The 20,390-nt window shown below is 66.7% G+C and carries 11 protein-coding genes and 1 pseudogene; 6 read left to right on the top strand and 6 right to left on the bottom strand.

Translation table 11 applies throughout. From position 1 onward, the window contains the following. Nucleotides 1–22: 22 nt before the first annotated feature. Complete coding sequence (locus AB4Z37_RS28935) at nt 23–1,507, top strand: methyl-accepting chemotaxis protein (RefSeq protein WP_441520170.1); 1,485 nt, start codon at nt 23–25, stop codon at nt 1,505–1,507. A gap of 241 nt (nt 1,508–1,748) precedes the next feature. On the opposite strand, the gene AB4Z37_RS28930 is transcribed toward AB4Z37_RS28935, so the two are convergent. Together AB4Z37_RS28930 and AB4Z37_RS28925 are read right to left on the bottom strand one after the other, a co-directional pair. Next, a complete protein-coding gene (locus AB4Z37_RS28930) occupies nt 1,749–2,564 on the bottom strand; it encodes a DUF2927 domain-containing protein (RefSeq protein ID WP_441520169.1) in 816 nt (271 codons plus the stop codon). Nucleotides 2,565–2,677: 113 nt separating this feature from the next. Further along, nucleotides 2,678–3,274: a L,D-transpeptidase gene (locus AB4Z37_RS28925; protein ID WP_441520168.1), complete on the bottom strand. Its 597-nt coding sequence runs from the start codon at nt 3,272–3,274 to the stop codon at nt 2,678–2,680. A gap of 368 nt (nt 3,275–3,642) precedes the next feature. Between AB4Z37_RS28925 and AB4Z37_RS28920 the strand changes: the two genes are divergently transcribed. Then, nucleotides 3,643–5,187 carry an acetolactate synthase large subunit gene (locus tag AB4Z37_RS28920; RefSeq protein WP_441520167.1) on the top strand — a complete coding sequence of 515 codons (1,545 nt, stop codon included), beginning with the start codon at nt 3,643–3,645 and terminating at the stop codon, nt 5,185–5,187. A 60-nt stretch (nt 5,188–5,247) separates the two neighbouring features. Here the strand turns inward: AB4Z37_RS28920 and AB4Z37_RS28915 are convergent, their stop codons facing one another. After that, complete coding sequence (locus AB4Z37_RS28915; protein WP_441520166.1) at nt 5,248–6,477, bottom strand: ABC transporter substrate-binding protein; 1,230 nt, start codon at nt 6,475–6,477, stop codon at nt 5,248–5,250. 317 nt (nt 6,478–6,794) lie between these two features. Here AB4Z37_RS28915 and AB4Z37_RS28910 point away from each other — a divergent pair, with 317 nt between their 5' ends. Next, on the top strand, nt 6,795–6,956 hold the full coding sequence (locus AB4Z37_RS28910) for a Flp family type IVb pilin (RefSeq protein WP_441520165.1): 162 nt from the start codon (nt 6,795–6,797) through the stop codon (nt 6,954–6,956). 56 nt (nt 6,957–7,012) lie between these two features. Here AB4Z37_RS28910 and AB4Z37_RS28905 read toward each other — a convergent pair whose 3' ends face one another. The 3 genes from AB4Z37_RS28905 to AB4Z37_RS28895 all read right to left on the bottom strand — a co-directional run bounded on the left by AB4Z37_RS28905 (nt 7,013) and on the right by AB4Z37_RS28895 (nt 10,399). Further along, complete coding sequence (locus AB4Z37_RS28905; protein WP_441520164.1) at nt 7,013–7,699, bottom strand: methyltransferase family protein; 687 nt, start codon at nt 7,697–7,699, stop codon at nt 7,013–7,015. Between the two features lie 886 nt (nt 7,700–8,585). Beyond that, nucleotides 8,586–9,314 carry a LytR/AlgR family response regulator transcription factor gene (locus AB4Z37_RS28900; RefSeq protein ID WP_441520163.1) on the bottom strand — a complete coding sequence of 243 codons (729 nt, stop codon included), beginning with the start codon at nt 9,312–9,314 and terminating at the stop codon, nt 8,586–8,588. Then, nucleotides 9,311–10,399, bottom strand: coding sequence for a sensor histidine kinase (locus AB4Z37_RS28895; RefSeq protein ID WP_441520162.1), 1,089 nt, complete (start codon nt 10,397–10,399; stop codon nt 9,311–9,313). The genes AB4Z37_RS28900 and AB4Z37_RS28895 overlap by 4 nt, the downstream gene beginning before the upstream one ends. 636 nt (nt 10,400–11,035) lie before the next feature. Here AB4Z37_RS28895 and AB4Z37_RS28890 point away from each other — a divergent pair. The 3 genes and pseudogenes from AB4Z37_RS28890 to AB4Z37_RS28880 form a co-directional block, all read left to right on the top strand. Further along, a pseudogene (locus tag AB4Z37_RS28890) lies at nt 11,036–11,977 on the top strand (IPT/TIG domain-containing protein); the annotation flags it as partial. After that, nucleotides 11,978–13,612: a beta strand repeat-containing protein gene (locus tag AB4Z37_RS28885; protein ID WP_441520218.1), complete on the top strand. Its 1,635-nt coding sequence runs from the start codon at nt 11,978–11,980 to the stop codon at nt 13,610–13,612. 44 nt (nt 13,613–13,656) lie between these two features. Beyond that, on the top strand, nt 13,657–20,390 hold a 6,734-nt coding region (locus AB4Z37_RS28880), incomplete at its 3' end, for an IPT/TIG domain-containing protein (RefSeq protein ID WP_441520161.1).

Here is a 20,390-nt window from a genome sequence, read left to right as displayed (position 1 = left end):
TTCGCTGCTGGAGGGCGCAGTCATGCGACTTTTCAATTCGTCGTCACAGGAAGTGAAAGCGAAGCTCGATGCCATCGGCCGGTCGCAGGCCATCATCGAATTCAATCTCGACGGCACGGTGATTACCGCCAACGAGAATTTTCTGAATGCTCTGGGCTATCGGCTGGATGAGATCGAGGGCAAGCATCACAGCATGTTCGTCGACGACGCCACCCGCGTCAGTCCGGAATACCGCGAGTTCTGGGAATCCCTGCGCCGCGGTGAGTTTCAGGCGCGGGCCTACAAGCGCATCACCAAGAGCGGCCGTCCGATCTGGATCCAGGCCTCCTACAACCCGCTGATCGCCGCCAACGGCAAGCCGTTCAAGGTGGTGAAGTTCGCGAGCGACATCACGGCCGCGCGGCTGCAGGCCGCCGATCATGAGGGCCAGATCCATGCGATCCATCGCTCGCAGGCGGTGATCGAGTTCAATCTCGACGGCACGATCATCGGCGCCAACGAGAATTTCCTGAAGACGATGGGATACCGGCTCGATGAGATTCGCGGCAAGCATCACAGCATGTTCGCGACGCAGGCCTATCGCGACAGCGCGGCCTATCGCGAGTTCTGGGATGCGCTGCGCCGTGGCGAGTACCAGTCCGGCGAGTTCGAGCGGGTCGGCAAAGGCGGCAGGACGGTCTGGATTCAGGCGTCCTACAATCCGGTGTTCGATGCCGACGGCAAGATCTGCAAGGTCGTCAAGTTCGCCGTCGATACCAGCCAGCAGGTCCAGGATCGCCTCCGCCGCGGCGAGGTGCAGAAGACGATCGATGCCGACCTGCAGCAGATCGCCCGCGCCGTCGCTACCACCTCCGAGCGGGTGACGACGGCGGTGTCGACGTCGACCCAGGCGTCCTCGAACATGCAGGCGGTCGCCACCGGCGCGGAAGAGCTGGCGGCGTCGGTCAGCGAGATCAGCCGCCAGGCGGCAAATGCGCTCGGCATCTCCAAGCAGGCGGTCGACCAGGCCAACGAGACCGGCGCCATCGTCGCCGGGCTGGCATCGGCGGCGCAGAAGATCGGCGACGTGGTCAAGCTGATCAACAACATCGCCGATCAGACCAACCTGCTGGCGCTCAACGCGACCATCGAGGCCGCACGCGCCGGCGAGGCGGGGCGGGGCTTTGCGGTGGTGGCGGCCGAGGTCAAGAGTCTGGCGACCCAGACCTCCAAGGCGACCGACGAGATCAGCGGTCAGATCGCCGAGATCCAGGGCACCACGACCAACGCGGTCGGGGTGATCGAAGCGATCACGCAGACGATTTCGCGGATCAACGAAATCTCCGCGGCGATCGCCGCCTCGGTGGAAGAACAGGCTGCCGTGACCCAGTCGATCTCCTCCAACATGCAGGACGCGGCGAAGGGTGTGACCGACATCAGCGCCAACATGAACGAGATCGCCGGCGAGACCCGCTCCGTCGACGGTGCCACGCGCAAGGTTGCGGAAGCGGCGCGGGCGCTCGCGTGAGCGCGCGCCGGCATTCGTTTGCTTTCTCAATCGCCGGCCCGTGGCCATGTCACGGGCCGGCGTTTCTGCCCTCGTCCTGACGAGCGGGCGTAGCCCGCGTCTTGAAGGATGAGGCCCCGGCCTCGCCACAAGGCGGAAGACGCCTCGGCCTCATGGTTCGAGACGGCGCCAGGCGCCTCCTCATCATGAGGATGGAGTGCGGCTGACGCAGCCACGGCTTGCCATGACATTCGATAGTCAGCTACGGCGACAGCCCATTCACCTGCGCCACCCACGCCCGCACGCTCGTGATCACCTCAGGCAGCACCGCGCGGACCTCGTCCACGGTCATGCCGGCCTTGATGCGCGGGTCGTAGAGGATGTTGAGGATATACTGGTCGTAGACGTCGAAAAATCCCATCTGGACGTCGTCGTTGAACATCGTCCAGGGCACGGCGGTGGTGTCGTTGATGGGGCCGAGCGACTGCAGCAGCTCCTCATAGGCGCAGTCGAAGAACACGAAGTCGCCGTTGTCGACGGTGAGGAGAACATCCGAATTGATGATCTCGAAGCTGTCGCTCTTGCGAAAGCCGGACAGGCATTGCGGATCGAGCGAGGAGCGGATCTCACGCGCCCGGTCGGCGCCGTACAGCGCGGTGATGGTGCGGTAGAGGTCGCGGTCGCGCACCAGCTTGGCCACCACGCTGGCCTGGTCGCGCCGCTCCGTCACGGCGATGTCGAGATGCTGCACATGGCGTGCGATGTCGGCGACGACGGCGGCGAGCTGGGCACGGCGGTCGGAGCGTCCGGCGGCGTCGATGAACACCCGGACGGGCTTGTCGTACTTGCGGATGCGGTCGACGCGTCCGGCGAGATGGTACTCGGCGCCGAACGCGGTGCGCAGGAAGCCATCGGTGATCTCGCCGTCGGTGAAGGTCTTGCGCTCGGCGCGCTGGCGCTGGGCGATCGCCGGCACCTCGGGCGGTGTCCGCGGCGCACCGGCGTCGCTGACGCTCGTTCCGGCGACAACAAGGGCAAGGCCGACCAGCGCTCGGCCCGATCGAAAATAACCGTGCATCGCGGGCACGTTGCCGGATGCCGCACGGTGGCGCAAGGGCGAGGCGCAGGGGGCGGCGCCGCTGCGAGAGCGGACGGCCGCGAAGCGCGGATCGGCTTCGCGGCCGGGAGGCGTCAGTTCTTGACGATCACGGTCGCGCCGACCGAGGCGCGGTTGTAGAGATCGATGACGTCGTCGTTGACCATGCGGAAGCAGCCCGAGGACACGGCCTGGCCGATGGTTTCCGGCTCGTTGGAGCCGTGGATGCGATAGAGCGTCGATCCCAGATAGAGCGCGCGGGCGCCGAGCGGGTTCTCCTCGCCGCCCTTCATGTGGCGCGGCAGGTCGGGACGGCGGCGCAGCATCTGGGAGGGCGGGGTCCAGTCCGGCCATTCCTTCTTGGCGGAGATCTTGTGCACGCCGCCCCAGCGGAAGCCGTCGCGGCCGACCCCGATGCCGTAGCGGATGGCCTGGCCATTGCCGGTGACGAAGTACAGCCGGCGCTCGGCAGTGTTCACCACGATGGTGCCGGGGCTGTAATTGCCGGCGAAGCTTACGGTGGTGCGGGGAATCGGCCCGCTGCCGCTGGAGCTGCCGAAGCCGAAGTTGTGGCGGCGGTTCAGCGGCGCACCGCCGGAGATGAAGTCTTCATAAAAGCTCTGGGCCATCACCGAGGTCGAGGTGGCGACGATGGTCAGGGCGGCAAAGGTCAGGGCGGCAAGACGAGTCATAAAATTCCTCGCAAAATGTCCGATCTGTCGGGGAGCCCGAAACGGAGCCAGACGGCACGGGGACTCCCTCACCGGCGGCTCACCGACCGTTCCAAGAAAGGCCACAATTGTTGCGCCCGCGCAAGCGGCTGCGACCACGGACCTGGCGATTGACGGTAGGACGTTGCCCAAAAGCGTCGATCCTGCTGGCGGACCGCGTGGCCGGCGGGCAAGGCGTGCCCGGCGGATGGTGCAACCCTCCATGTTCCTGCCGCACGGCGCCAGGCCGCGGAGGCTTTGACGAATGCGGCGAAGGGTGGTTGTTCTAGGAGAGACGTCCGCCAAGGGCGCCTTCGGAGGCCGGCAAGGCCCGCAACAAGGATGGAACGATGAACGGAGCGGAAAGTCTGGTGCGGACGCTGGTCGCGGGCGGGGTCAACGTCTGCTTCGCCAATCCCGGCACCTCGGAGATGCATTTCGTGGCGGCGCTGGACCGGACCGAGGGCATGCGCTGCGTGCTCGGCCTGTTCGAGGGCATCGTCACCGGTGCGGCCGATGGCTACTTCCGGATGACCGGCACGCCGGCGTCGACGCTGCTCCATCTCGGACCCGGACTCGCCAATGGCCTCGCCAACCTGCACAACGCCAAGAAGGCGCATTCCGGCATCGTCAACATCGTCGGCCAGCACGCCACCTATCACATCGGCTACAACGCGCCGCTGACCTCCGACGTCGAGGGGCTGGCGCGACCGATGTCGGGCTGGGTGAAGACCTCGCCGGACGCGCAGTCGGTGGCGCGTGACGGCGCCGAGGCGATCGCTGCGGCCAAAGGGCACCCGCCGAAGATCGCGACCCTGATCCTCCCCGCCGACACCGCCTGGAACGAGGCCGACGGCATCGCGCAGGTGCCGGCGGCGACGCAGCACGCCGGCTATTCGCCCCAGGCTGTGGCGGAGGCGGTGCGGGTGCTGCGCGGCGGCCAGCCGACGCTGCTGCTGCTCACCGGCCAGGCGCTGACCGAAAAGGGTCTGGCGCTGGCGGCCCGCATCGCCGGCAAGACCGGCTGCAAGGTGATGGGCCAGACCTACAACCCGCGCATGGCGCGCGGTCGCGGCCGCTATTTCATCGAGCGCATTCCCTATCCGGTCGACCAGGCGCTGCCGGTGCTCAGGGATTTCCGTCACATCGTGCTGGTCGAGGCGGCCGACCCGGTGGCGTTCTTCGCCTATCCCAACAAGCCGAGCCGGCTGCGCCCCGAGGGCTGCGAGGTGCACCGCATGACCGAGACCGGCGAGAATTCGGTCGCCGCGCTCGAGGCGCTGGCGGACGCGCTCGGTGCCAGGGCGGCGGATGCTCCGCAGCAACCCAAGGTGGAGCTGGTCAAGCCGACCGGCGCGCTCAGCTATGCCAATGTCGCGATGGCGATCGCCTGCGCGATCCCCGACAATGCCATCGTGGTCGACGAATCGCTCACCACCGGGCGCGGCTTCTTCCCGCCGACCGGGTCGGCGGCGCCGCACGACTGGCTGCAGAACATGGGCGGCTCGATCGGCTTCAGCACGCCGGTGTCGACCGGGGCGGCGGTCGCCTGTCCCGACCGCAAGGTGATCTGCATGGTCGGCGACGGCAGCGCGATGTACACGTTGCAGTCGCTGTGGACCCAGGCGCGCGAGAAACTCGACGTCACCACCATCGTGTTCGCCAATCGCACCTACCAGATCCTGCGCGGCGAGTTTACCGGCGTCGACGCCGGCGAGCCCGGCCAGCGCGCGCTCGACATGCTCAACATCGACCGCCCGGCGCTCGACTGGGTGGCGCTCGCCAAGGGCATGGGGGTGGAGGGCCGTGCGGTGCGCACCGCGGAGGAGTTCAACGCAGCCCTCGCCGACGCCAACGCCCAGAACGGACCGCGCCTGATCGAGGTGGTGCTCTGACATGCGAACGGCGCAGCGCGGTGATCGCGCTGCGCCGCTTTCGATGCGATGGATGGCGGTTCAGTCGTCGTCGTTGATGATCGGGCCGAAGCTTTCCCAGCGCTCGCCCTTGAAGCGGATCATCTGCAGCTGCTTGATGACGCGAAAGTCGGTCGGGCTGGTGGTGATGATGATGCCTGGCAGCGACAGGTCGTAGCTGAGGTCCTTCAGGTTGGCGGCCTGCCGCATCACATTCTCGCGGGTGAGGTCGTCGCCGCACTGGCGCAGCACTGTCTCCAGCGTCTGCGCGACGCCATAGCCATAGGTGTTGAAGCTGCTGTTCTTGTCACCTTCGGGATAATACTTGTCCATGAAGGCGCGCCACTTCTTCATGCCGGGGTCGTTATCCCAGGTCGGATCGCCCGGATCCTTGCCGTAGTTGACGCTGACGACGCCCTGCGCATTCTCGAAGCCCGCGGGTTTCATGACGCCGCCGACCGACTGCGAGTTGATGTCGAGGATGTGGACCGGATGCCAGTCGAGCTCGGCGATCTTGCGGATCGCCTGCGCCGAGAATTTCGGCGTGGTGATATCGTAGACCAGGTCGACGCCGAGCGATTTCAATCGGACGATCTGGGAATCGATGGTGGGATCGGTGACCTCATAGGGAATCTCGGCCACGATCATCGCCGCGGCCTTGGCGCCGAGCCCTGCCTTCAGTCCGATCACGTAGTCCTTGCCGAAGTCGTCGTTCTGGTAAAGTACGCCGATCTTGGCATTGGGATGATTGGTGAGAATGTAGCGCGCGTAGATCCGGCCTTCGGTCTGGTAGTTGGGGTTGTAGCCCATGGTCCAGGGGAAATTCTTCGGGTCGGTGAAGCGCGCGGCGCCGGTCGAGGTGAACAGCTGCGGCACCTTCTTGCCGTTGAGATACTTCTGCACGGCGGCGTTCGGCGCGGTGCCGAGGATCTGGAAGGTCAGCAAGACCTCGTCGCTTTCCACCAGCTTGCGCACCTGCTCGACTGTCTTGGGCGGGTTGTAGGCGTCGTCATACTGGATCAGGTTGATCTTGCGGCCGTTGATGCCGCCCTGGTCGTTGATCATCTTGAAGTAGGCGGCCTGCACCTTGGCGATGGTGCTGTAGGCGGACGCGGGGCCCGAGAACGGCATGGTCTGGCCGATCTTGATCTCGGTGTCGGTGGCGCCCGGATCATAGCGCTTCTGGGCGAATGCCCCGCTGCTGGCGAAGGCGAGGGCGAACGCCGCCGCGCAGGCCGCTCCCCTGGTGACGGTGCTGGTGAACAGGGACATTGGGCTTTCTCCCGAGATGCGCCGTTGGCGTCTGTTGGCCCGAGGACACAAGGGCCAGGGTTATTTTTGAGTGAAGCAAGACTGCGGCATTCGCGACCGGCCGACAAGCCGTCGTTTCGATGGTGCAACGCAGGATTTTCCGGCAGGCGCAACAACATAGCGCGGGTCATGCGATGCGCCGGCGCGCAATTCGATTCAAACGCACGCGGCGAAATTCATCGCCGGGTAGTATCATCGGCCCGCCGTTTTAAGCTTTCCGCAGCACATTGCCGCCTAGATTGCTGCCCGGTCCAGGCACGAGGGGGCGGTCGATGAACATGCTGGCACGATTTTGGCGTTGCGAGGCCGGTGCGACGTCGATCGAATATGCCCTGATCGCATCGGGCGTCTCGATCGTGATCGCGGTCATCGTGACCCAGATGGGCACCTCGCTTGGCACCAAGTACAATTCCGTGACGACTGCTGTCTCGTCGCAGTAAACGCGACGTCCTGTCGCGCGACGCGCCGGACGATCCGGCGGCCTTCTCCGCTCAGCTCAGAACACGCCCGGCAGCAGCCGGTAGCGCACGCGCGCGGCCATCTCGCGGTATTCCGCGGCTTCGTTCAGCACGCGCTCCTCGCGCAGGATGCGCACCACCTGGAACGTCAGCGCCACCGCATAGAACAGCGCGTTGCGCAGCGACGGCATGGTGAGCAGGAAGCCGATGTGGGTGATGGTGTAGCCGGCATACATCGGGTGGCGCACGAAGCGGTAGGGGCCGCCGACCTTGACGCCGCGGTTGGCGGCGATGATGCCGAAGCTGCGGCCGAGCGCGACCTTGGCCGCGATCTGCAGGTAGATGCCGGCGATGATGACGGCGAAGCACAGCGCTTCCGGCAGCAGCGGCGCCACCGGCGCGGGCTTGACCAGCAGCGGGGCGATGGTGCCGGCCACGCCGAACAGCCAGTCGGCCGGCCGGATCGACAGCGTCGCCGACAGCGGCCGGATGATGATGAGCACGAACGCCAGGAGTTCCGAGACGAACATCAGTGCGGCACCGATGTTGGCGGTGTCGGAGACGTTCTGCAGCATCAGGTAGGCGAAGCGGCAGAACACCGCGCTGACGATCGCCCGTTCGACGAGGTCGAGCACCACGATCTTGCGCGGCACGGCGGTGCCCGTCGCGCTCGTTCCGGTCGGGGGCAGGGCCGTCGCTTCCATCGCCATCGCAGGACTGTCCATCGGTTCGGCCGCCCGGTTCCGGCGGCGATGCGGCCCACCATAGGGGGCGAAGCTGAGTTTGGAGTTAATCGGTCCGGGCAAAGTCGAGCTGGCGGCGGTGGTCTTGCGCCGCCCGGGAAGGAGACGTGCACGTCCGGCGGGAGGCTCGCGGCGCCGCGCTCGGGCGACGACGATGTTCAGATATCCCGCGCGGTCCTTGCGTGTGCGAAGGTGCCCGGCGGCGCCGAGCTTCGTCCGTTTTGCGCACCTTACTTTCGCAAGTCTCGCGGTGAGTGAAATAGGCCCGGTATCCCGGGTCCATTCCTCCGCGAACGCGGTGCAGGGCCCATTCAAGAAGGCCGGTCCGCTCGATCTTGATTAGCGATTTCGGGTCATTGGATGGTGGGTGCACAACGGATCGAACCTTGGACCTCTCCCGTATGGACCACAATCTGTAGATCCCATCGGGCCGCATGTGTCGAAATAATTCGTTTTATTACAGTTCATTATGCCTTTTAAAGCCTCAGTTGGCCATGAGCGGCCATACTTCATTTTGTGTTTCCTTGTTGTGCCCCCTCAGATTTTTCCCTTGGGGCACAAAAAAGAGGAGGGTCCGAGCGACGGTCTCTCAGTCTTGGGCACACAGTGGAGCTTGAGGGCTGGGTTCTGATAGGGCGCGATTTTCCCCTCGCGGGGTACACCGGGGGACAAAAGGCGGGGAATGAGCTGCTGCCGCTTTGATGGACACCGGGTTGGAGGATGGCCAGCTCGGCGCCGCGGGACCTCTCTGATGAGCGGTGAACATCAAGCTCAACGGGGATGCGAGTCCCTTCCTCTCCGCCAACAGGTCGCCAAGACCAACCTTCGGGATGAGGCGGTGCCAGTTGTGGACTTGCGGCGCTTCAATTCAAGGGACCGAGATAATCTTCTTCACGATCGAATGCGCGGCGCGCCCGACCTCGAGCGTGGCCAGGTTCTTCGCGAAGCGGAGATGGCCGCGCCCATTGTCGAGCGGATCGATCCGGTCGATCCGGCTGCAATTGACGATCATCGAGCGACCGAGGCGCACGAAGGGCGGATTTGGCAATCGCTCCTCCATCCGTCCGATCGACAATGTTGCAAAGCAGTTCTCGCCGGATGCCAGCAGCAGGCGGCTGAAATCCTTCTCGGCCTCGACCGCGAGAATCTGGTCGAGCTGGATCAGCCGGTAGCCGGTATGATCAGCGATCCGGAGCGGCAGCGACGCCTTGTTGTCGGGGCGACCGCCGGCCCGCGCCTTGCGTTGCTCGATTGCCTGTGCCAATCGACCAATGACCTGGGAGAACCGGTTCGGCTCGACCGGCTTCAGGAGAAAATCGAACGCTTCGGCCTCGAATGCCTCGAGCGCGCGGCCGGCGTGTCCGGAATAGATGATGATGGGAAGCTGCGCGTCGATCGCGCGGAACAGGCTGAAGCCTTCCTCGCCCGGCATCACGACGTCGAGAATGATCGCGTCCGGCTGGACCGATTTGATGAGCGGGACTGCCGTCTCGACCGACGCCGCCTCACCGGCGACCGTGACGCCGCCATGGTCGAGGCAGGCCTGATGGATGGCACGCCGTGCGTGGGATTCGTCGTCGACAACGAACAGCCTCACGCCGGTTCTCCCGACAGTTCGACGGTCGCAGCGACCATCCGGTCGAGTTGCTTCAACTCGAACGAAGCGCGCGCGCCGTAATGCATGGCCAATCGGCTGCGCAGATTTCGCAGCCCCACGCCGGTGCCGTTCCCGCCGCGCGGAGACTGCAGCAGGACGCCCGAGTTCTCGACCGAGATGTTCACCGTGTCGTCCTGCGCCGTGATGTGGACCGCGATCTGGAGCACGCCCGATGCGTCGGCGACGCCGAATTTCAACGCGTTCTCGATCAGGGGTTGCAGCAGGAGTGTCGGGATGATGCGGTTCTGAGCCTCGGGCGCCACGTCGATGCGCGAGGCAAGCTTCGATCCGAACCGCATGTCCTGCACGCGCAGATAGGCGCGGATTGCGCCGGCTTCGGCCGCGATCGGCGCAAATTCCTGATCTCCGATGCTCAGCGTGTAGCGCAGGTACGCGCTCAGTTCGCGCAGCAACGCGGCCGCCTGGCGAGGGTCATCGTAGACCTCGGTGATGATCGCATTGAGGCTGTTGAAGATGAAGTGCGGATCGAGCTGCTGCCGCAACCGGCGCAGCTCCGACAGGATTGCGAGTTGCTCGGCATCGTTGCGGGCATTGATGGCCGTGATCTCGTTCTTGATCGAAGCGCGGATATTCATCGTCCAAAGCAGCGTGACCGACCATATGATCGCAATCATCGCGTAGTAGACGCTCACCGTCGCCCAAGCGTACGTCATGATGGTGCCGGGCGGAAACAGCAGTTTAAGCAACGGCTGCAGAACGAATGGAATGATGAAGATCGCGAAGAAGACGCCCAGCGCCATGGAAAACAGCAGGATCGACAGCGTCGCGGCGATCGAGACCTTGATCTCGTAGCCATCGAAAAGAAGATTGATCGAATACAGGACGATGACGAAAATGCCGTCGAGCAGTGTGGTTTGGGCCGTTGCAACGAGGAGGCTCTTGTGCAGATCGAATCTGATGAGCATCCCCATGAGGAAGATGAGCGCGGCGTAGACGACGAAAATATATTTTGTATTGACGATCTCCGAGCTGACGATCGGTTTGTTTCCAACTGTGTCCGACATGCTCTTCAATGACGGTTGTTTGTTATGATTTGGAATACGTGAGCGAAATATGTGTAGGTCCGGCGGCCGCAATGGTCGTCGTTATCAGTGGTCCGGCCGGCGACCTGCCGCGGGGCCCGTGATCCGCGGCAGTTGGAACCTTTCGTTTGTACGCCAGATGGCGCGGGTGGAGCAACGGACGATCAACGTGGTCGCACGGACTGGTTAAGCGCGGCGCGGGCGACGCGCCGTCCGGGACCGGAATCTCCGCTACCGACGAGATCCATGCAGAGGTTGCGGCGCCGGGCGTTCGCAGGGGGCGGGGGGCCGATGAGGCGCCGGAGGCTGCGAGATCGCGCGCATGAGGCGGGTTTCGGATGCCGAATTTGTCATCGAACTCCGGCAATGGGCATCGCGTCCGCAGCCCGGCCGGCACCCCTCGCACATGGTTAACACGCCGTTTCGTCGACGTTTTTGTCGATTGGTCGAAAACGCGTTGTGCGCTGATTTAGGTATTTTTAACGAATGGCCGGGGCGGCATTGGATGCGACGCCATTCGTTTAATGGCCAGCCCTGCCGGTCAAGACTTGCGAATGGGTTGCTTCAGACGGTCCCGCAGCAATCGGCGTCGTTGCCTGCAGTCGTTTGGGGTGGAGTATGTTCGGCGGGGCTTGGCGTAAGCGGATCGGGTTTGGTCCCGCCTCGTCCGGGCAGACGGTGCCGGCCGGCGGCGTTTCGCGGCCCGCGCGGGGGGAAAAGCCCCCCGGAGCAGGAGCCCGGCTCCTCGTCCCGGTCGCCAGGAGTGGACGCCTCCGTATCGTCCTGGTTGCACTGATCGGCGCGCTGCTCGGTCTTTGCGCGACCGCGGGCAACGCCCAGGCCGATCCGGCGATCACGAGTGTGTCTCCTCTGGCAAGCCCGGTTTCTGGCGGCACCTTCGTGACGATCACCGGCACGGGCTTCGTCTCGGGTCACGGCTATACGGTGCAATTTGGGACAGGCGGGGCATCCGCGACCGCGACCTACGTCAATTCGACAACGCTGACGATGACCACGCCTGCCCAGGCCGCGGGCAATATCGACTTGCTGCTGACGGACACAACGACCTCGACCACCGTCACGACTTCAATCCAATTCGCTTTTGATACACCGCCTTCGATCACCTCGATCTCACCAAGCTCCGGATTGCCGGCTGGTGGCACCGACGTAATCATCACCGGCAGCTTTGATCAGAATGGTAAATCCTTCGTCGACATCACCATCTGCGGGGCGGCGGCCAATACTTTTAAGTCGATTAGCGGGACCAGCATAGAGATCATCACGCCATCGCATTCCGCCGCGGTCTGCGACGTGGTCGTGACGACGCTGGGCGGGACCACGACGTTGTCGGGTGGTTACACTTATGCTCCGGCGATCTCAACGATTTCGCCGGGGGCGGGGCTGATCGCTGGCGGTACATCGGTGACGATCACCGGTTCAGGATTCGTGTCAGGCGACAGCTTCACCGCCGCTTTCGGCTCGAGCACGGTCGCGGCGACATACGTCGATGCGACAACCTTGAGGGCAACGGCGCCCCCCGGCCCGGCGGGCGCATCCACAGTGACAGTCACGGACACGACGGCCGGCGTTGTCGCCACCGGAAACGCGACCTTTACCTATGTGGTGACACCGACCGTAGCCTCGATCTCGCCGTCGAGCGGCTCGACGGCAGGCGGCACCAGCGTGACCATCACCGGCACGGGCTTTGTCCCGGGCGAGAGCTATTCGGCGACCTTCGGCTCGTCGAGCGTGACGGCGACTTATGCCAGTGCGACGACGCTGACAGCGACGACGCCGGCGGGCTCGGCGGGCGCGGTCACGGTGACGGTGACGGATACCAAGGCTTCGCTCAATGCCACCGGCAGCGCGACCTTCACCTACTTTACACCGGCCACGGTCTCGTCGATCTCGCCCGTGTCGGGTACGACATCGGGCGGCACGTCGATAACGATCACGGGCTCGGGCTTCGTCTCCGGCCGCAGCTACACCGCGAGCTTCGGCGGAAGTTCGGTGACGGCGACCTATGTCAGCGCCACGACGCTGACGGCGACGAGCCCATCCGGTTCGGCGGGTGCATCCACGGTGACGGTCAAGGACATGACGGCCGGCGTTGTCGCCACCGGAAGCGCGACCTTTACCTACGTGGGGACACCGACCGTAGCCTCGATCTCGCCGTCGAGCGGCTCGACGGCAGGCGGCACCAGCGTGACCATCACCGGCACGGGCTTTGTCCCGGGCGAGAGCTATTCGGCGACCTTCGGCTCGTCGACCGTGACGGCTAGCTATGCCAGCTCGACGACGCTGACGGCAACCACGCCTGCGGGCTCGGCGGGCGCGTCGACGGTGACGGTGAAGGATACCACGGTGTCGATCACCGCCACCGGCAGCACGACCTTCACTTACCTGACGCCGGCCACGATCTCGTCGATCTCGCCCGTGTCGGGTACGACATCGGGCGGCACGTCGGTAACGATCACGGGCTCGGGCTTCGTCTCCGGCCACAGCTATACCGCAAGCTTCGGCGGGAGTTCGGTGGCGGCGACCTATGTCAGCGCCACGACGCTGACGGCGACAACGCCCTCAGGTTTGGCAGGCGCAGTCGCGGTAACGGTGACGGACACGACGATCGGAATTCCCGCTACGGGGACCCCGACCTACACCTATGTCGCGACGCCGACCGTAACGTCGATCTCGCCAGCAGCGGGCGCAATGTCAGGCGGCACATCCGTCACGATCACGGGCACGGGCTTCGTGTCCGGCGAGAGCTACACCGCGAGCTTCGGCGGGAATTCAGTGGCCGCGACCTATGCCAGCGCGACCACCCTGACCGCAACGACACCCGCCGGCGCGGCGGGATCGGTGACAGTGACCGTGACCGACACCACGGCCTCCATCGCCGCCACCGGCAGCGCGACATTCAAATACAGGCCCGCATTGACCTCGATTTCGCCCGTTGCGGGGCCGACCGCGGGTGGCACCGTGGTGACCCTGACGGGCGGGGCGTTCATCGCCGGCGATAACTATACGGTCAGCTTCGGCGGGACCCAGGTGACGGGGACCTACGTCGACGCGTCGACCTTGACGGCGACGGCGCCGGCCAAGTCGGCGGGCGCGGTCACGGTGATTTCGCGGACCTCACCGCGTCGATCGGCCTGGTCGGCAGCGCAACCTTCACCTACGTCGCACCGACGGTGACGGCGGTTTCGCCGGCCACCGGTCCGCCGTCGGGCGGGACCTCCGTGACGATCACCGGCACGGGCTTCGTCGCGGGCGACAGCTACACGGCGACCTTCGGCTCGTCGACCGTGACGGCGACCTATGCGAGCGCGACGACGCTGACGGCGACGACGCCGGCCGGTACGCTCGGCGCCGCCACCGTGACCGTGACCGACACTACCGCCTCCGTGGCCGCCACCGGCAGCACGACGTTCACCTATGCCAATCTGCCGACCGTCACCGCCATCTCGCCCAGCGCCGGTCCAACGGCGGGCGGCACCTCGGTCACGATCACCGGCACCAACTTCACGGGCGCGACCGGAGTCACGATCGGCGGCGCGGCGGCGACCTCGGTCACGGTGGTGTCGGCGACCTCGATCACCGCGGTGACGCCGGCCCGAACAGCGGGGGCTGCGAGCGTCCTGGTCACGACGCCTGTCGGAACGAATGCTGCGAACACGCTCTACACCTATGCCGCGGCGCCGACGGTGACTGCGATCTCGCCCAGTGCCGGTCCCAAGGCGGGCGGCACCAGCGTCACCATCACTGGCACCGGCTTCACCGGCGCGACGGCGGTCACGATCGGCGGCACGGCCGCGAGTTCGGTCACCGTCGTCTCCGATACCTCGATCACCGCGGTCACGCCGTCCCGCGTATTCGCGGGCGCCACGAGTGTCCTGGTCACGACACCAGGCGGCACGAACGCCGCCAATACGCTTTACACCTATGTCGCGGCGCCGACGGTGAGCGCGATCTCGCCTAACACGGGGCCGATCGCGGGCGGCACCAGCGTCACCATCTCCGGCACCGGCTTCACCGGCGCGACGGCGGTCACGATCGGTGGCGCGGCGGCGACCTCGGTCACGGTCGTGTCCTCCACGTCGATCACGGCTGTAACGCCGGCCGGCACGGCGGGGAGCGCGAGCGTCCTGGTGACGACATCAGGCGGAACGAACGCGGCGAACACGCTCTTCACCTATGTCGGGGCGCCGACCGTGACGGCGATCTCGCCCAACTCCGGTCCCACGACCGGCGGCACCAGTGTCACCATCACCGGAACGGACTTCACCGGCGCGACGAGCGTCACGATCGGCGGCGCCGCGGCCACCTCAGTCACCGTGGTGTCGTCCACGTCGATCACGGCGGTGACGCCGGCCGGAACGGCGGGCGCTGCGAGCGTGCTGGTCACGACATCGGCCGGAACCAACACCGCGAACACGCTCTACACCTATGTCGCGGCGCCGACGGTGACGGCGATCTCCCCCAATTCCGGTTCGACGGCGGGTGGCACCAGCGTCACCATCACCGGCACCAACTTCACCGGCGCCACCGGTGTGACGATCGGCGGTACGGCCGCGACCTCGGTCACCGTGGTGTCCGCGACATCGATCACCGCCGTGACGCCGGCCGGCGCTGCGGGCAGCGCGAGCGTCCTGGTCACGACATCAGGCGGCACCAACGCCGCGAACGCGCTGTACACCTATGTCGCGGCGCCGACGGTGACGGCGATCTCACCCAATTCCGGTCCGACGGCGGGTGGCACCAGCGTCACCATCACCGGCACCGGCTTCACCGGTGTGACAGGGGTGACGATTGGCGGAACGGCTGCAACCTCGGTGACTGTCGTCTCTGCCACCTCGATCACGGCGGTGACGCCGGCCGGCACGGCGGGAAGCGCAAGCGTCCTGGTGACGGCGGTTGGCGGGACGAATGCCGCCAACACACTCTACACTTACGTCGCAGCGCCGACGGTGACGGCGATCTCCCCCAATTCTGGTCCGACGGCGGGTGGCACCAGCGTCACCATCACCGGCACCAACTTCACCGGTGTGACAGGGGTCACGATTGGTGGGACGGCTGCAACCTCGGTGACTGTCGTCTCTGCCACCTCGATCACGGCGGTGACGCCGGCCGGCACGGCGGGAAGCGCAAGCGTCCTGGTGACGGCGGCTGGCGGGACGAATGCCGCCAACACACTCTACACTTACGTCGCAGCGCCGACGGTGACGGCGATCTCCCCCAGCACAGGTCCGACGGCAGGCGGGACTTCCGTCACCATCACCGGCACGAACTTTACCGGCGCGACCGGTGTGACGATCGGTGGCACGGCGGCAACCTCGGTTACCGTGGTATCCGCGACATCGATCACGGCGGTGACGCCGGCCGGCGCTGCGGGCAGCGCGAGCGTCCTGGTCACGACGGTGGGCGGCACAAGCGCTGCCAACACGCTCTACACTTACGTCGCAGCCCCGACGGTGACGGCGATCTCGCCCAGCACAGGTCCGACGGCAGGCGGCACCCCCGTCACCATCACCGGCACGGACTTCACCGGCGCGACCGGTGTGACGATCGGTGGCACGGCGGCAACCTCGGTTACCGTGGTGTCCGCGACATCGATCACGGCGGTGACGCCGGCCGGCGCGGCGGGCAGCGCGAGCGTCCTGGTCACGACGGTGGGCGGCACCAACGCCGCCAACACGCTCTACACCTATGTTGCGGCGCCGACGGTGACGGCGATCTCACCCAATGCGGGTCCCACAACAGGCAGCACCAGCGTCACCATCACCGGCACGGACTTCACCGGCGCGACCGGTGTGACGATCGGTGGCACGGCGGCAACCTCGGTTACCGTGGTATCCGCGACATCGATCACGGCGGTGACGCCGGCCGGCACGGCGGGCAGCGCAAGCGTCCTGGTGACGGCGGCTGGTGGGACGAATGCCGCCAACACGCTCTACACCTATGTTGCGGCGCCGACGGTGACGGCGATCTCACCCAATGCGGGTCCCACAACAGGCGGCACCAGCGTTACGATCACCGGCACCAACTTCACCGGCGCGACCGGCGTCACGATCGGCGGTGCAGCCGCGACATCGGTCACCGTCGTCTCATCGACCTCGATCACTGCTGTTACGCCGGTTGGAACGGCGGGAACTGCAAGCGTGCTGGTGACGACGCCCGGTGGCACCAACGCCGCGAACACGCTCTACACTTATGTTGCTCCCCCCACGGTCACGGCAATCTCGCCCAGCGCCGGTCCCACGACGGGCAGCACCAGCGTCACGATCACCGGCACCAACTTCACCGGTGCGACCGGCGTCACCATCGGCGGCGCCGCGGCAACCTCGGTCACCGTCGTGTCCGCGACCTCGATCACGGCGGTGACGCCAGCGGGGGCGGCGGGCGGCGCGAGTGTCCTGGTCACGACATCAGGCGGAACGAACGCTGCCAATACGCTCTACACCTATGTCGCGGCGCCGACCGTCAGCGCGATCTCGCCGAGCGCCGGCCCGACCATAGGTGGCACCAGCGTCACCATTACCGGCACCAACTTCACCGGCGCGACGGGCGTGACCATCGGCGGCACGGCCGCGACATCGGTCACGGTGGTGTCCGCGACCTCGATCACGGCGGTAACGCCGGCCGGCGCCGCGGGGACCGCGAGCGTCCTGGTTACCACCGCTGGCGGCACCAACGCCGCCAACACGCTCTACAGCTATGTCGCGGCGCCGACGGTGACGGCGATCTCGCCGGGCACCGGCCCAACATCTGGCGGCACCAGCGTCACCATCACCGGTACCAACTTCACCGGCGCGACCGCCGTGACGATCGGTGGCGCGGCGGCGACGTCGGTCACGGTGGTGTCGGCGACCTCGATCACGGCGGTGACGCCGGCTGGCACGGCGGGGACTGCGAGCGTGCTGGTGACGACGGCTGGCGGCACCAACGCCGCCAACACGCTCTACAGCTACGTGACGGCCCCGACGGTCACAGCCATCTCGCCCAGCGCTGGTCCCGCGGCGGGCGGCGCGAGCGTCACCATCACGGGGACCAACTTCACCGGCGCGACCGGTGTCACCATCGGTGGCGCGGCGGCGACGTCGGTCACGGTGGTGTCCGCGACCTCGATCACGGCGGTGACGCCAGCGGGGTCGGCCGGCACCGCGAGCGTCCTGGTCACGACGGCAGGCGGCACGAACGCCCCCAACACGCTCTACAGCTATGTCGCGGCGCCGACGGTCACGGCCATCTCGCCCAACACGGGACCGACGGGAGGTGGGACCTCCGTCACCATCACCGGCACCGGCTTCACCGGCGCGACTGGAGTCACGATTGGCGGCACGGCCGCGACGTCGGTTACGGTCGTGTCGGCGACCTCGATCACGGCGGTGACGCCGGCTGGCACTGCGGGCAGCGCGAGCGTCCTGGTGAGCACGACAGGCGGGACGAACGCGCCCAACACGTTCTTCACCTATGTCGCTCCGCCGGCGATCACGGCCATCTCACCGAATTCCGGATCCACGACAGGCGGCACCTCCGTCACCATCACGGGTACGGGCTTCACCGGCGCGACCGGCGTGACGATCGGCGGCGCGGCGGCGACGTCGGTCACCGTGGTGTCGGCGACCTCGATCACCGCGGTAACGCCGGCCGGCACGGCGGGGGCCGCAAGCGTCCTGGTCACCACCCCTTACGGCACCAACAGCGCCAACAGCCTCTTCACCTATGGCACGTCCCCGACTGTGGCGTCGATCTCACCGAGCGCAGGTCCAATTTCGGGTGGCACCAGCGTCACCATCTCCGGCGCCAATTTCACCGGCGCCACGGCCGTCACGATCGGTGGTGCGGCCGCGACCGCCGTCACCATCGTCTCCGCGACCACGATCACCGCCGTGACACCGGCGGGCTCGGCGGGGACCGCAAGCGTTCTTGTCACGACGCCTGACGGAACGAACGCGGCGAACACGCTCTTCACCTATGCGGCCGCGCCGACGGTGACGGCGATCTCGCCCAATTCCGGCCCGGCGGCAGGCGGCGCCTCGGTCACCATCACTGGCACCGGCTTCACCGGCGCGACGAGCGTGACGATCGGCGGCACGGCCGCGACCTCGGTCACGGTGGTGTCCTCCACGTCGATCACGGCCGTGACACCAGCGGGTTCGGCCGGGACCGCGAGTGTGCTGGTGACGACACCAGGCGGCACCAGCGCCGCCAACACGCTCTACACCTATGTCACAGCGCCGACGGTGACGGCGATCTCGCCGAATACGGGTCCAACGGCCGGCGGCACCAGCGTCACCATCACCGGCACGGACTTCACCGGCGCGACCGGCGTCACGATCGGCGGCACGGCCGCGACATCGGTCACGGTGGTGTCCTCCACGTCGATCACGGCCGTGACACCAGCGGGTTCGGCGGGGAGCGCGAGCGTCCTGGTCACGACGGCGGGCGGGACGAACGCCGCCAACACGCTCTACAGCTATGTCGCGGCGCCGACGGTGACGGCGATCTCGCCCAGCACTGGCCCAACATCTGGCGGCACCAGCGTCACCATCACCGGCACCAATTTCACCGGCGCGACCGGTGTGACGATCGGCGGCGCGGCCGCGACATCGGTCACCGTGGTGTCCGCGACCTCGATCACGGTGGTGACGCCGGCTGGTGCTGCGGGGACCGCAAGCGTCCTGGTCACGACGCCCTACGGGACCAACGCCGCCAACACGCTCTACAGCTATGTCGCGGCGCCGACAGTGATCGCGATCTCGCCCGCCAACGGCCCTACGGTCGGCGGTGCCAGCATCACCATCACCGGCACCAACCTCACCGGTGCGACCGGTGTGACGATCGGCGGCACGGCCGCGACATCGGTCACGGTCGTCTCCGCGACCTCGATCACCGCGGTGACACCGGCCGGTACGGCCGGGACCGCGAGCGTCCTCGTGACAACGGTCGGCGGCACGAACGCCGCTAACACGCTCTACAGCTATGTCGCGGCGCCGACGGTGACGGCGATATCGCCGAGCACCGGCCCAACATCTGGCGGCACCAGCGTCACCATCACCGGCACCAATTTGACCGGCGCGACAGGTGTGACGATCGGCGGTACGGCCGCGACATCGGTCACGGTCGTGTCCTCCACGTCGATCACAGCTGTAACGCCGGCCGGCGCTGCGGGGAGCGCGAGCGTCCTCGTGACGACGGCGGGCGGGACGAACGCCGCCAACACGCTCTACAGCTATGTCGCGGCGCCGACGGTGACGGCGATCTCGCCGAGCACCGGCCCAACATCTGGCGGCACCAGCGTCGCCATCACCGGCACCAATTTCACCGGCGCGACGGGCGTCACGATCGGCGGCACGGCCGCGACCTCGGTCACGGTCGTGTCCTCTACGTCGATCACGGCGGTAACGCCGGCCGGCGCTGCGGGGAGCGCGAGCGTCCTTGTGACGACGGCGGGCGGGACGAACGCCGCCAACACGCTCTTCAGCTATGTCGCGGCGCCGACGGTGACGGCGATCTTGCCGAGCACCGGGCCAACATCTGGCGGCACCAGCGTCACCATCACCGGCACCAACTTCACCGGCGCGACAGGTGTGACGATTGGCGGTACGGCCGCGACATCGGTCACGGTCGTGTCCTCCACGTCGATCACGGCGGTGACGCCGGCCGGCGCTGCGGGGAGCGCGAGCGTCCTCGTGACGACGGCGGGCGGGACGAACGCCGCCAACACGCTCTACAGCTATGTTGCGGCGCCGACGGTGACGGCGATCTCGCCGAGCGCCGGTCCGACGGTGGGCGGCACCAGCGTCACCATCACCGGCACCAATTTCACCGGCGCGACGGGCGTCACGATCGGCGGTACGGCAGCGACGTCGGTCACGGTCGTGTCCTCCACGTCGATCACGGCGGTAACGCCGGCCGGCACGGCGGGGAGCGCGAGCGTCCTCGTGACGACGGCGGGCGGGACGAACGCCGC

Source organism: Bradyrhizobium sp. 2TAF24 (genome assembly GCF_052115025.1).
GTDB lineage: Bacteria > Pseudomonadota > Alphaproteobacteria > Rhizobiales > Xanthobacteraceae > Bradyrhizobium_A.
This window is presented reverse-complemented; position numbering and strand designations above follow the sequence as displayed.